The 12954-nt window shown below is 74.1% G+C and carries 15 protein-coding genes and 1 pseudogene; 11 read left to right on the top strand and 5 right to left on the bottom strand.

The window, feature by feature from the left end:
* A pseudogene (locus IG69_RS0116320) lies at positions 1–222 on the bottom strand (peptidase inhibitor family I36 protein); the annotation flags it as partial.
* A 76-nt stretch (positions 223–298) separates the two neighbouring features.
* The gene (locus IG69_RS0116325; protein ID WP_030529240.1) at positions 299–1132 is read right to left on the bottom strand and encodes a peptidoglycan-binding protein; all 834 of its coding nucleotides are present in this window, start codon (positions 1130–1132) and stop codon (positions 299–301) included.
* A gap of 220 nt (positions 1133–1352) precedes the next feature.
* On the opposite strand from IG69_RS0116325, the gene IG69_RS0116330 reads away from it, so the two are divergent.
* The 6 genes from IG69_RS0116330 to IG69_RS21770 all read left to right on the top strand — a co-directional run bounded on the left by IG69_RS0116330 (position 1353) and on the right by IG69_RS21770 (position 7058).
* Positions 1353–2282 (top strand): ABC transporter ATP-binding protein, encoded by a 930-nt coding sequence (locus IG69_RS0116330; RefSeq protein ID WP_030529241.1) that lies wholly within the window; start codon positions 1353–1355, stop codon positions 2280–2282.
* Entirely contained in the window at positions 2282–3136 is an 855-nt protein-coding gene (locus IG69_RS0116335; RefSeq protein WP_051750671.1) for an ABC transporter permease, read from the top strand. The genes IG69_RS0116330 and IG69_RS0116335 overlap by 1 nt, the downstream gene beginning before the upstream one ends.
* On the top strand, positions 3133–3948 hold the full coding sequence (locus tag IG69_RS0116340; RefSeq protein WP_030529243.1) for an ABC transporter permease: 816 nt from the start codon (positions 3133–3135) through the stop codon (positions 3946–3948). Before IG69_RS0116335 ends, IG69_RS0116340 begins: the two co-directional genes overlap by 4 nt.
* 40 nt (positions 3949–3988) lie before the next feature.
* Positions 3989–4927: a homocysteine S-methyltransferase family protein gene (locus IG69_RS0116345; RefSeq protein WP_051750672.1), complete on the top strand. Its 939-nt coding sequence runs from the start codon at positions 3989–3991 to the stop codon at positions 4925–4927.
* Between the two features lie 260 nt (positions 4928–5187).
* On the top strand, positions 5188–6246 hold the full coding sequence (recA, locus tag IG69_RS0116350) for a recombinase RecA (RefSeq protein WP_030529245.1): 1059 nt from the start codon (positions 5188–5190) through the stop codon (positions 6244–6246).
* A gap of 11 nt (positions 6247–6257) precedes the next feature.
* The gene (locus tag IG69_RS21770) at positions 6258–7058 is read left to right on the top strand and encodes a RecX family transcriptional regulator (RefSeq protein WP_084696877.1); all 801 of its coding nucleotides are present in this window, start codon (positions 6258–6260) and stop codon (positions 7056–7058) included.
* 22 nt (positions 7059–7080) lie between these two features.
* On the opposite strand, the gene IG69_RS0116360 is transcribed toward IG69_RS21770, so the two are convergent.
* A complete protein-coding gene (locus IG69_RS0116360; RefSeq protein ID WP_030529247.1) occupies positions 7081–7491 on the bottom strand; it encodes a YccF domain-containing protein in 411 nt (136 codons plus the stop codon).
* Positions 7492–7528: 37 nt separating this feature from the next.
* On the opposite strand from IG69_RS0116360, the gene IG69_RS0116365 reads away from it, so the two are divergent.
* Both IG69_RS0116365 and miaB read left to right on the top strand, forming a co-directional pair.
* Entirely contained in the window at positions 7529–8044 is a 516-nt protein-coding gene (locus IG69_RS0116365) for a hypothetical protein (RefSeq protein WP_030529248.1), read from the top strand.
* Positions 8041–9552, top strand: coding sequence for a tRNA (N6-isopentenyl adenosine(37)-C2)-methylthiotransferase MiaB (gene miaB, locus IG69_RS0116370; protein WP_030529249.1), 1512 nt, complete (start codon positions 8041–8043; stop codon positions 9550–9552). Before IG69_RS0116365 ends, miaB begins: the two co-directional genes overlap by 4 nt.
* A gap of 170 nt (positions 9553–9722) precedes the next feature.
* On the opposite strand, the gene IG69_RS0116375 is transcribed toward miaB, so the two are convergent.
* The gene (locus IG69_RS0116375) at positions 9723–9926 is read right to left on the bottom strand and encodes a hypothetical protein (RefSeq protein ID WP_030529250.1); all 204 of its coding nucleotides are present in this window, start codon (positions 9924–9926) and stop codon (positions 9723–9725) included.
* Positions 9927–10105: 179 nt separating this feature from the next.
* Positions 10106–10297, bottom strand: a complete 192-nt coding sequence (locus IG69_RS0116380; protein WP_030529251.1) for an antitoxin — start codon at positions 10295–10297, stop codon at positions 10106–10108.
* A gap of 144 nt (positions 10298–10441) precedes the next feature.
* Here IG69_RS0116380 and def point away from each other — a divergent pair, with 144 nt between their 5' ends.
* From def to dapF, 3 genes are read left to right on the top strand one after another with little or no spacing between them, the layout of a single operon-like run.
* Complete coding sequence (gene def / locus IG69_RS0116385; RefSeq protein ID WP_030529252.1) at positions 10442–11080, top strand: peptide deformylase; 639 nt, start codon at positions 10442–10444, stop codon at positions 11078–11080.
* The gene (miaA, locus tag IG69_RS0116390; protein ID WP_051750673.1) at positions 11077–12033 is read left to right on the top strand and encodes a tRNA (adenosine(37)-N6)-dimethylallyltransferase MiaA; all 957 of its coding nucleotides are present in this window, start codon (positions 11077–11079) and stop codon (positions 12031–12033) included. Before def ends, miaA begins: the two co-directional genes overlap by 4 nt.
* Complete coding sequence (gene dapF, locus IG69_RS0116395) at positions 12026–12904, top strand: diaminopimelate epimerase (protein WP_084696878.1); 879 nt, start codon at positions 12026–12028, stop codon at positions 12902–12904. Before miaA ends, dapF begins: the two co-directional genes overlap by 8 nt.
* The last annotated feature ends 50 nt before the right edge of the window (positions 12905–12954 follow it).

Genomic DNA, 12954 nt, shown 5'->3' on the forward strand with positions numbered 1-12954 from the left:
GTCGTAGCAGGAGGGCTGGGTGGTGCCGTAGTCGGCGATCGAGGTGGTGAAGTCGCTGACGGCGCCGGCGTTGTCGCTGTTGTAGAAGAGGCAGAACTCGCCGGTGTCGCAGACGCCGTCCCGGGCCGCGGCCTGGGCGGGGGCGCTCGCGGCGACGAACGCCGTCGTCGCGGTGAGGGCGGCCGCGGCGCTCGCCGCGACCTTCTTGAGGGTGGTGCTCATCACGTCCTCCTGACGTGGGGGTGGACGGGCGCCGCGGTCGCGGCAGCCCGGATCGGGGGAGCGGGTCCCCCGGGGGTCACGACGGTCGCTGGTACTCCTCCCAGGTGCGGATGGTGACGCGGGGCCCGTCGTCGGGGCCGCGGTTCGCGAGGCCGTTGCGGCCGAGGTGGTAGTCGCCGACCTGGTGCTGGGCGGCGCTCGAGAGGTCGGTGTCGCTCATCGCGACGGCGTGCACGTGCCAGGGCCAGTCGCCCTGGGCGGGCGAGCGCAGCCAGGCGGCGAAGCCGACCTCGCGCAGCGCGCGGACGACGCTCGTGCGGGCGGCCGGGCCGAGGGCCTCGGCGTCGAGGTCGAGGGTGCCGCCGCCGTCGTGGGTGCCGGCCGACGTCGGGTCGCCGCCGGGGTTGTAGGAGCCCTGCTCGACGACGAGGGTGCGCCCGGCGCGCGCCTCGGCCGCCCGCAGCATCGAGCGGGTCCTCGTGTTCACCGTGACGCCGCGGAAGGCGACCTTCGAGCCGGGGGTGAGCGGCCGGACGACGGTCCACCGGCCGTCGCCGAGGCGGGTGAGCGACGTGCGCCCGGGTAGACCGTTGGCCGCGAGCCCGGTGTACCCGAGCGAGCGCTGCCAGGCCGCGTACGCCGAGACCGTCAGGGTGCCGAAGTGGCCGTCGACGTAGGCGGGGTCGAGGAGGCCGCGGTCGGCGAGGGCGCGCTCGACGAGCCGCACGCTCGAACCGGCGCCGGTCGTCAGGGCGCTGTCCGGACGGCGCGGGTCGACCTGGGCGGCGAGGACGACGGCCTCCATGTCGACGCTTCCGGCGGCCGCGGCGCTCGGGGCGCCGAGGGCGAGACCGAGCGGGGCGACGACCGCGCCGGCCAGGGCGGCGCGGCGGGTGGGACGGTGGGGCACGGGGTCCTCCTGCGGGGCGGGGTGGTGCGGTGCCGCCACGCTGGTCGTCCGGCGCGGCGTCCGCGCGCCGGCGGTGTCCCCGGACGGTCTGACACCCCGTGTCAGGCCCCTGACCTGCGCTGACACCATCCATGTCAGGAGCCCGGCCGTCCCCGTCCCGGCCGACGAGGACCGAAATCCGGTGCGCGGTCGTCGGAGGGCTCGGCTAGCGTCACCCCTCGTGACCGACGACGTGCTGCTGCGGGCCCGGGGCCTCACCAAGAGCTTCGGCGACTTCACGGCCGTCGACGGCATCGACGTGCAGGTGCTGCGCGGGGAGGCCTTCGGGTTCCTCGGCCCGAACGGCGCGGGCAAGTCCTCGACGATGAAGATGGTCGGCTGCGTCTCGCCGGTCTCCGGTGGCGAGCTGCGCATCCTCGGGATGGACCCCGCCGCCGACGGCGCCGCCATCCGCGCCCGGCTCGGGGTCTGCCCCCAGCAGGACATGCTCGACGAGGACCTCTCGGTCGAGGAGAACCTCTGGGTCTACGGGCGCTTCTTCGGCCTCTCCCGCAAGGAGGTCCGCGCGCGCACCGACGAGCTCCTCGACTTCGCCCAGCTGACCGAGCGCCGTCACGACCGCGTCGAGCCGCTGTCCGGTGGGATGAAGCGTCGGCTCACCATCGCGCGGGCGCTCGTCAACGACCCCGAGGTCCTCCTGCTCGACGAGCCGACGACCGGCCTGGACCCGCAGGCCCGGCACGTCCTCTGGGACCGCCTCTACCGGCTCAAGCGCGAGGGCGTCACGCTCATCATCACGACGCACTACATGGACGAGGCCGAGCAGCTGTGCGACCGGCTCGTCGTCATGGACCACGGCCGGATCGTCGCCGAGGGCAGCCCGCGCGAGCTCATCGACACCTACTCCACGCGCGAGGTCGTCGAGCTGCGCTTCCCGGTCGACGAGCAGGAGCGGCACGTCGACGCCGCCCGCGCCGTGGCCGAACGGGTCGAGGAGCTGCCCGACCGCCTGCTCGCCTACACCGCCGACGGCGACGAGACCCTGGCCCGGCTCCACGAGCGCGGCGTCCGACCGCTGTCCTCGCTCGTGCGCCGCTCGACGCTCGAGGACGTCTTCCTCCACCTCACCGGTCGCTCGCTGGTCGACTGATGTCCGCGCCCACCGTCCCCGGACCCGCCGTCGCCGACGCCCCGAGCGGGCGCCTCGGCCCGGGCCCGCGCCGCCCCACGAGCCGCGGCGAGCGGCTCGGCGCGGTGATGGCCCACCACCTGTACGTCTACCGGCGCACGTGGAAGGGCTCGGTCATCGGGCGCTTCGTCTCGCCGCTGTTCTTCCTGCTCTCGATGGGTCTCGGCCTCGGCGCCCTCGTCGACGCCCGCGCCGGCGGGGTCGAGGGCCTGCCGTACCTGCGCTACGTCGTCCCCGGCATCGTCGCGATGCAGGCGATGATGCTCGCGTTCGGCGACTCGACCTACGCCGTCATGGGCTACATCAAGTGGAACCGGATGTACTCGGCGATGCTCTCGACGCCGCTGCGGGTCGGGGAGGTCCTCTGGGGGCACCTGCTCGTCGTCGCGCTCCAGCTCGGCGTCGCGACGGCCATCTTCCTGCTCGTCGCCGCGCCCTTCGGGGCGTTCGGGTCCTGGTGGGTGCTGCTCGCCGTCCCGGTCGCGGTCCTCACCGGGATGGCGTTCTCCGTCCCCACGTTCGCGCTCGCGGCGTGGCTCGAGAACGACAACGGCTTCAGCATCCTCTTCCGCTTCGTCATGACCCCGTTGATGTTGTTCTCCGGCACCTTCTTCCCCGTCGACCAGCTGCCGGGGTGGATGCAGCCGCTCGCGTGGGTCACGCCGCTCTGGCACGGGGTCGAGCTCTCGCGCGACGCGTCCGAGGGGGTCTGGCCCGGCTGGGCCGGCGTCGGGCACCTCGGCGTGCTCGTCCTCTATGTGGGAGTCGGCGCCGTGCTCGCCCACCGCTCCTTCACCCGCAGGCTGCTGTCGTGAGCGCCGGCACGCTCGCGCGCGCGGCGCGGGCCGTCCCCGCCCCGGCCGGCATCGGCCTGGCGCGGTACGTCCTCATGCGCAACGTCACGGCGTTCCGGCGCGCGTGGCTGCTGCTGCTCAGCGGGTTCGTCGAGCCGGTCTTCTACCTGTTCTCGATCGGGGTCGGCCTCGGGGCGCTGGTGCGCACCGTCACCACCGACTCCGGCACGGTCGTGCCCTACGCCGAGTTCATCGCGCCCGCGCTGCTCGCGGCGTCGGCGATGAACGGGGCGATCGCCGACAGCACGTACAACGTGTTCTTCAAGCTGCGCTACCAGAAGCTCTACGACGCGATGCTCGCGACCCCGCTCTCCCCGCGCGACATCGCGGTCGGCGAGATCCTCTGGTCGCTCTCGCGCGGGGCCCTCTACTCGGCGATGTTCCTCGTCGTCGCGTGGGTGGCCGGGCTCGTGCACTCGTGGTGGGCGCTGCTCGCCGTCCCGGCCGCGGTGCTCGTCGGGCTGGCCTTCGGGGCGGTCGGGATGTTCGCGACGACCTTCATGAGCTCGTGGCAGCACTTCGACTACGTCACGCTCGCGGTGCAGCCGATGTTCCTCTTCTCGGCGACGTTCTTCCCGCTCTCGACCTACCCGGACGCCGTGCAGTGGCTCGTCGGGCTGACCCCGCTCTACCACGGGGTCGCGCTCGAGCGCGGGCTGATGCTGGGGGAGGTGTCGTGGGGCCTGCTGTGGCACGTCGGCTACCTCGTCGTCCTCGGGGCCCTCGGGGTCTGGGGCACGGCCCGACGCATCGCGACCCTGCTGCTCACCTGAGCCATTCCCCCAGGGCGCGCGGCGGAGGACACTGCGGGGGATGGAGACCACCACCGGGTCCCTCGCGGCCCTGCACGACCCCGCGCTCCGAGGCTTCGTCACCGACGGCGGCCTCGAGACCGACCTGATCTTCCACCACGGCGTGGACCTCCCGGAGTTCGCCGCCTTCCCCCTCGTCGAGGACCCGGCCGGACGTGAGCTGCTCGGGCGGTACTACGACGGGTACGCCGCCGTGGCGGCCGCCGCCGGGGCCGGGCTGCTCGAGTCCCCGACCTGGCGGGCCAACCCCGACTGGGCGGCACGGGTCGGCTACGACGTCGACGCGATGGTGCGCGCCAACGTCGCGGCCATCGACCTGCTGCGGGGGCTCGCGGCGGGCTACGACGTGCCGGCCGTCCTCGTCGTGGGCCAGCTGGGCCCCCGGGGCGACGGCTACGTGGCGGGGGAGGCGCCGGACCCGGAGGAGGCCCGTGCCTACCACGCACCCCAGGTCCGGGCCTTCGCCGAAGCGGGCGCCGACCTCGTCTCGGCGCTCACCCTGACCACCCCCGCCGAGGGCATCGGGGTGGTCCTCGCGGCCCGCGAGGCGGGCCTGCCCGTCTCGGTCGGTTTCACCGTCGAGACCGACGGGCGCCTGCCCGACGGGAGCACGCTCGCCGACGCCGTGCGGGCGGTCGACGAGGCCGCCGCGCCGGACCACTACATGGTCAACTGCGCCCACCCGACGCACGTCCTGCCGGCGCTCGACGAGGGGGAGTGGGTGCGGCGGCTGCTCGGCACCCGGGTCAACGCCTCGACGATGAGCCACGCCGAGCTCGACGAGGCGGAGGAGCTCGACGACGGTGACCCGGACCGGCTCGCGGCGGACCAGATGCACGTGAGCCGTCGGCTCCCGGCGATGCGGGTGCTCGGCGGGTGCTGCGGCACCGACGTCCGGCACGTCGCGGCGATGTGGGGCGTCCCCGCACCGACCGGCTGAGGCCGGAGCCCGGTCCGGCGTGTCGTGGGCGTGTCCTGCGGGCGTCGAACACGTGTTCGCCTATGCTCGTCCACAGGTGGTGACCCCGGCAGCACTCGTCCACAGGTCCCACGGCGACCCGTGACCGGTGTCGGTGCCTCCACCTAGCGTCTGACCCAGACCTCGCGACGAGACCGACGGCGGGGGCCAGGTCGCCGGGAGGCGCGCTCGATGACGACACGAAGGACTGGTGTGACATGGCTGGATCCCGCGGAAGCGTGATGCCCAACCCGGTGGCCGCGGCCAACGGCAACGAGAAGGACAAGGCCATCGCCTCGGTGATGGCCCAGATCGAGAAGCAGCACGGCAAGGGTGCGGTCATGCGCCTCGGCGACGACGTCCGTCCGCCGATCGCCGTCATCCCCACCGGCTCGATCTCGCTCGACGTCGCGCTCGGCATCGGGGGCCTGCCCCGGGGCCGCGTGGTCGAGATCTACGGCCCGGAGTCCTCCGGTAAGACGACGGTCGCGCTGCACGCGGTCGCCAACGCGCAGAAGGCCGGCGGCATCGCGGCGTTCATCGACGCCGAGCACGCGCTCGACCCCGAGTACGCCAAGAAGCTCGGCGTCGACACCGACGCGCTGCTGGTCTCCCAGCCCGACACCGGTGAGCAGGCGCTCGAGATCGCCGACATGCTCATCCGCTCGGGTGCGCTCGACATCATCGTCATCGACTCCGTCGCGGCGCTCGTGCCCCGGGCCGAGATCGAGGGCGAGATGGGCGACAGCCACGTCGGCCTCCAGGCCCGCCTCATGTCGCAGGCGCTGCGCAAGATCACCGGTGCGCTCAACACCACCGGCACGACGGCGATCTTCATCAACCAGCTGCGCGAGAAGATCGGCGTCATGTTCGGCTCGCCCGAGACGACGACCGGTGGCAAGGCGCTCAAGTTCTACGCGTCGGTCCGCCTCGACGTCCGCCGCATCGAGACCCTCAAGGACGGCACCGACCCGGTCGGCAACCGCACCCGTTGCAAGGTCGTCAAGAACAAGGTCAGCCCGCCGTTCAAGCAGGCCGAGTTCGACATCCTCTACGGGCAGGGCATCTCCCGCGAGGGTGGCCTCATCGACATGGGCGTCGAGCACGGCTTCGTCCGCAAGGCCGGCGCCTGGTACACGTACGACGGCGACCAGCTCGGGCAGGGCAAGGAGAACGCCCGCGCGTTCCTCAAGGACAACCCGGAGCTCTCCGACGAGCTCGAGCGCAAGATCAAGGAGAAGCTCGGGGTCGGGGTCAAGCCCGAGCTCGAGGCCGTGCCGGACGTGCCGGTCGACTTCTGAGGTCGACGCCGATGGCGTTCAGCGACGGATCGGCCCCGCCGCCCGAGTGGGCAGTGGGGCCGTCCCCGTCCATCGACGACCTCCGCGCGCTCCTCGAGGGCGGCGGCGACCCGGTGACCACCGGGTCGCCGGGGTCCGCGGGGTCCTCGAGGGGAGCGCGGACCGCGCCGGGGGGCGACGACGCGCGCGAGGCGAGCAGCGGGGAGGTGCGCGGTGGGCCGCGCGGGCGCGGTGCCCGGTCCCGGGGTCGCCGGGCCGAGGGGCGCGGGGGCCGGGCCGGCTCCCGGCCCGCCGACCCCGAGGCCGACCCGCGGACGCGGGGCAGCGAGCCGGACCCGCACGACTGGGCCCGGCAGATCGTGCTGCGCCAGCTGACGGCGGCGCCGCGCAGCCGCCACCAGCTCGAGGACGTGCTGCGGCGCAAGGACTGCCCCGACGACGTCGCGGCGGCCGTCCTCGACCGGATGGAGGAGGTCGGCCTCGTCGACGACGACGCCTACGCCGGGATGCTCGTGCGCTCCCAGCAGGCGGGGCGCGGCCTGGCCCGGCGCGCGCTGCGGCAGGAGCTGCGGCGCAAGGGGGTCGACGACGACACCGCCGCGGCGGCCCTCGTCCAGGTCGACCCGCACGACGAGGAGGACCGGGCGCGCGCGCTCGTCGCGAAGAAGATGCGCACGATGCACGGCCTCGAGCCGCACGTCCAGACCCGACGCCTCGCCGGGATGCTCGCGCGCAAGGGCTACGACGCCGAGGTGACCATGCGCGTCGTGCGCGAGGCGGTCCGCGAGGCGCCCGAGCACCGGCGGGACTGACCCGCGCTGATCCGTCCGGGGCTCAGAGCGAGTGCAGTGGGCGCCGGCCGGGCGGCAGGGCGTCCGTCGGCACGATCTCCTTGCCGTAGGGCACGAGCGAGACGGGCAGCATCTTGAGGTTGGCGATCGCCAGCGGGATGCCGATGATCGTCACCGCCTGCGCGACGGCGGTCATCAGGTGGCCCAGCGCCAGCCACCAGCCGGCGAGCACGATCCACACGACGTTGAGCAGCACGGACCCTGTCCCGGCGCCGGGCTTCTCGACCACCGCGCGGCCGAACGGCCACAGGGCGTAGCTGGCCATGCGGAAGGACGCGACGCCCAGGGGGAAGGTCACGACGAGGACGCAGAGCACGACCCCGGCCACGGCGTAGCCGAGGGCCAACCAGAAGCCCCCGAACACGAACCAGATGATGTTGAGCAGCGTGCGCACGCGTGTCCTCTCGTCGGTACCGGGTGCAACGGGCGCAGTGGCCGGAGCGTTCCGACCGCCGCGCCGGCGGGCGTCCGGGTCAGGCGCCGGCCGGCCGACGGGCGACGACCTCGTCGTCGTCGACCTCGCCGGTCTCGACGAAGCCGAGCGAGCGGTACAGCCCCGCCGCGCGGGTTTTGGCCGGCTCGTAGGCGAGCGCGAAGCCGGCGGCTCCGGCCTCGGGCCGGCCGAGCTGGGGGAGGCCCGCTACCTCTTCCTCAACCAGCTGCCGGTGGTCCTTACCGCCCTCGTGCTCGCGGTCGTCCTCGCGTCCCCGGTCCTGCCGTGGGCGGGGCGGGTGGCGGCGTGGACGGCCGCGGCCGCCGTGGTCCTCGTCCTCGTCGGCGCGCGGCTCGTCATCGGCTGGTCGACGGCGAGCGATGTCGTGCTGGGGCTCGGCGTGGGGCTGGCGTGGGCGGCGCTGCTGGCCTCCGCGGTCCGGCCGCCGACCGCGCCGGCCGACGCCGGCGTGACCGAGCCCGCCGTGGCGCCGCGTACCCTTGACGGGCCATGACTGCTGCCAAGACCTACGACGTGCGCACCCACGGGTGCCAGATGAACGTCCACGACTCCGAGCGCCTCGCGGGCCTGCTCGAGACCGCCGGCTACGTCGACCTCGCGAGCGTCCCCGACGCCGAGCGCCCCGACGTCGCCGACGTCGTCGTCTTCAACACCTGCGCGGTGCGCGAGAACGCCGACAACAAGCTGTACGGCAACCTCGGGCAGCTGCGACCGGCCAAGACCGCCAACCCGGACCTCCAGATCGCCGTCGGCGGCTGCATGGCGCAGAAGGACCGCGACACGATCGTCAAGCGCGCCCCGTGGGTCGACGTCGTGTTCGGCACCCACAACATCGGCAGCCTGCCGGCCCTGCTCGACCGCGCGCGGCACAACAAGCGCGCCGAGGTCGAGATCCTCGAGTCGTTGGAGACCTTCCCCTCGACGCTCCCGACCCGACGCGACTCTGCGTTCGCCGGCTGGGTGTCGATCTCGGTGGGCTGCAACAACACCTGCACGTTCTGCATCGTCCCGAGCCTGCGCGGCAAGGAGCAGGACCGCCGTCCCGGCGACGTCCTCGCCGAGATCGAGGCCCTCGTCGCGCAGGGCGTCGTCGAGGTGACGCTGCTCGGCCAGAACGTCAACACCTACGGCGTCGAGTTCGGCGACCGGCTCGCGTTCGGCAAGCTGCTGCGCGCGTGCGGCGAGATCGACGGCCTCGAGCGCGTCCGGTTCACGAGCCCGCACCCGGCGGCCTTCACCGATGACGTCATCGACGCGATGGCGCAGACGCCCAACGTCATGCCGAGCCTGCACATGCCGCTGCAGTCCGGGTCCGACCGCGTGCTCAAGGCGATGCGCCGCAGCTACCGCAGCGAGAAGTTCCTCGGGATCATCGACCGCGTGCGCGCGGCCATCCCCGACGCCGCGATCACGACCGACCTCATCGTCGGCTTCCCGGGCGAGACCGAGGAGGACTTCGCCGAGACGCTGCGCGTCGTCGAGGCCTCGCGTTTCTCGAGCGCGTTCACCTTCCAGTACTCCATCCGCCCCGGCACGCCGGCCGCGACGATGGAGGACCAGGTCCCGAAGGCCGTCGTCCAGGAGCGGTTCGACCGGCTCATCGAGCTCCAGGAGCGCGTGTCCTGGGCGGAGAACCGGACCGTCGAGGGCCGCGAGGTCGAGGTGCTCGTCGCCCCCGGTGAGGGACGCAAGGACGGCGAGACGGCCCGGATGAGCGGTCGCGCGCGCGACAACCGTCTCGTCCACTTCGCCGTGCCGGACGGCGCCGAGCGGCCGCGCCCGGGGGACATGGTGACCGTGGGCGTCACCTACGGCGCCCCGCACCACCTCGTGGCCGACAGCGGCGTGCAGGGCGGGAGCTACCGGCTGCGACGCACGGCGGGCGGCGACGCGTGGTCGGCGCTCCAGGACGCGCCCGTGCCGGGCAAGCCGGCGGTGTCGCTCGGGATGCCCGGCGTGGGTCGCCCGGCCCCCGTGGCCGCCCCGGCCTGCTCCGCCTGAGCCTCGGGGCCTGCTTCACCCCGGACGCCACCCTGGGTCGAGGTGAAACAAGACCACCGGAGCGTCGCCTTTCACCTCGACCGCGGTGAGGGAGGGGGAGCCGAGGTGAGACCCGACCACCAGAGGGTCGCGTTTCACCTCGACCGCGGTGGGGAAGCGGGCGTCCCGGCTCAGACGAGGGACACGACGAGCCAGCCGGCTCCGGCACACACCGCGAGCACGGCGGCGAGGCCCCCGACGACCCGCAGGGCGGACCGGCGTCGGCGCGTCACGACGGCCTGCTCGGCCTGCGTGGACCTCACGGCGTCGTACAGCGGCGTCGGGTCGAAGGGCTCGATGTCGAGCTTCGGCAGACCGGAGTGCCAGTGCGACACGGAGGATCCTCTCGTCGTGATGGGGGAGCGGCCTGTCGACCATAGGGCCCGCAGCGGGTCGTTCGCGCCGGATCCGGGCCCGCGACACGGGTCTTGACCGAACCCCGAGAAGACCGTGACCGAACGGACGAGACCCCCGACCGGTCGTTCGGTCGGGGGCCTCGCGGCCGCGGTTCTGCTCAGCGTCCGCCGATCGCCTCGTCGGCCCGAGTCTGTGCGCTGTCGACCTGGTCGGCGTACCTGCCGCCGGTCAGCGAGTCGACGGCGTCGCCGCCGCGCTCGATGGCCTGGTCGCTCAGCGACTCGACCTGGTCCGGGTGCTGCTCGGCCAGCTCGGTGAGCTTCTCCTTGGCACTGTCGAGGAATCCCATCGGCGACCTCCTTCCGTTTCGGGGACAGGGCGCGCCCGCGACGGGGCGCCCCTCCAGTGGACACCCGGGGGTGCCCGCCGCGCCAGCCTTTTCCGTGCCGGGTGCGGTGCGGCTCGGTCGGCGCACTCTGGAAGAATCGCGCGCATGGCCATCCGACCCGTCGTCATCTGCGGCGACCCCGTGCTCCACCGACGCGCCGAGCCCGTCGAGGTCATCGACGACGGCATCCGCGAGCTCGTCGCCGACATGTACGAGACGATGGACGCCGCGCGCGGCGTCGGCCTCGCGGCCCCCCAGATCGGCGTCGGCCTGCGGATCTTCACCTGGCAGCTCGGCAACGAGGACGGCATCCCGGCCCGTGGCGTCGTCATCAACCCCTACCTCGTCCCCGCCAAGGCGGTGCCCGGCGACCCCGACCCGCACGACGAGTCCGAGGGTTGCCTGTCGGTGCCCGGCGAGGCCTACCCGCTGCGCCGCGGCGAGAGCGCCGTGCTCACCGGCCAGGACCTCGACGGCTCCGAGCTGCGCTACGAGGCCACCGGGTGGTTCGCCCGGATGCTCCAGCACGAGTACGACCACCTCAACGGCTTCCTCTACGTCGACCGGCTGCAGGGCAAGTGGGCCCGCCGCGCGAAGAAGGCGGTCAAGGCCAACGGCTGGGGCGTGCCCGGCCTGTCGTGGATGCCCGGTGAGGACCGTGACCCGTTCGGCCACGACGACGTCGACGACGACGGCCTCGACGCCGAGGGCGGCGGCCACGACCACGGGGACGGGGCGCGCTGAACCCGGCGCCGCCCGTCGTCGCCGTCGTCGGGGCCACGGCCACCGGCAAGTCCGGCCTCGGGGTCGCGCTCGCGCACCGGCTCGGCGGTGAGGTCGTCTCGGCCGACGCCTCCCAGCTCTACCGCGGGATGGACGTCGGCACGGCCAAGCTGACCCTCGCCGAGCGCGAGGGCGTGCCGCACCACCAGCTCGACGTCCTCGACGTCGTGGAGGAGGCGAGCCTCGCGGCCTACCAGCGGGAGGCGCGCGCCGACCTGGAGGCGGTGCTCGGCCGGGGGCACGTGCCCCTCCTCGTCGGCGGCTCGGGCCTCTACGTCCGGGCGGCGCTCGACCGGCTCGAGATCCCGCCGACCGACCCGGAGGTCCGCGCGGCGCTGCAGGCCCGCGCCGACGCCGAGGGCACGCCGGCGCTGTACGACGAGCTGGCCGCGCTCGACCCCGCGGCCGCGGCCGCCATCGAGCCGAACAACACCCGGCGGGTCGTGCGCGCGCTCGAGGTCGTCCGGCTGACCGGCCGTCCGTTCAGCGCGACGATGCCCACCCGCGAGCTGCTCCGGCCCACCGTGGTCGTCGGCCTGCGGGTGCCCCGCGACGAGCTCGACGCCCGCATCGCCCGCCGCACCCGGGCGATGTTCGACGCCGGCCTCGTCGAGGAGGTGCGCGGCCTCGTGGAGCACGGGCTGCGCGAGGGCCGCACCGCGAGCCGGGCCGTCGGCTACGCCCAGGCGCTCGCGGTCCTCGACGGCACCGCGACGCTCGAGGAGGCGGTCGACGACACCGCGCTGCGCACCCGGCGCCTCGTGCGCCGCCAGGAGTCGTGGTTCGGCGCGGACCCGCGCATCCGCTGGCTCGACGCCACCGGACCCCGGCTGCTCGACGAGGCGCTCGCGCTCGTCGAGCAGGCGCAGGACGCCCGGCGCCGGGCGGGATGCGACGATGGGCCGCATGGCTGACCGGTTGGCGTTCACGAAGGGGCACGGGACCGAGAACGACTTCGTCCTCGTCCCCGACCTCGACGGTGCCCTCGGGCTGAGCGCGGGCCGGGCGGCGTGGCTCGCCGACCGGCGCGCCGGCCTCGGCGGCGACGGCGTCATCCGGGTCGTGCCGACGGAGGCCGCGGACGAGCCGTCGGTGCGCGAGCAGGCCTCCGACGCACGGTGGTTCATGGACTACCGCAACGCCGACGGCTCCGCCGCCGAGATGTGCGGCAACGGCACCCGCGTCTTCGCCGAGTATCTGCGCCGTGAGGGGCTCGAGACCGCCGACGAGTTCGTCATCGCGACCCGGGCCGGGGCCAAGGTCGTCCGCCGCGACGGCGACCACTGGGCCGTCGGCCTCGGCCCGTGGCGGCTCGCCGACCCGGTCGCGGCGGAGCGCGACGGGTTCGACGCGCTCGTGCACGTCGGCGAGGGCGACCCGTACTCGGCGCTCTCGGTCGACCTCGGCAACCCCCACACCGTCGTCGCCCTGCCCGAGGGCGTCGACCTCGACGCGCTCGACCTGACCCGCGCGCCGGTCGTGCGCCCCGAGCCGCCGCACGGCACCAACGTCGAGCTCGTCCGCCCCGTCGGGCCGGGCCACGTCGTCCTGCGCGTCCACGAGCGCGGGGTCGGCGAGACGCGCTCGTGCGGCACCGGGGCCTGCGCGGCGGCCATCGCGACGAGCTTCTGGGCCGGGTCCCTCGACACCGGCGCGTCGTGGGTCGTCGACGTCCCGGGCGGCCGGCTCGCGGTGCGCCTCTCGGACGGCGGCGGGGTCGAGCTCGCCGGGCCCGCGGTGCTCGTCGCCGACGGCTCCGTGCCGCTGGGCCTCCTCCCGGCCTGAGCCCGGGCCGCGCCGCTCTCGCCGCGACAGGCCGCGGACCCCGGTCTACG

Source organism: Phycicoccus jejuensis, from assembly GCF_000720925.1.
GTDB classification, from domain to species: domain Bacteria; phylum Actinomycetota; class Actinomycetes; order Actinomycetales; family Dermatophilaceae; genus Phycicoccus; species Phycicoccus jejuensis.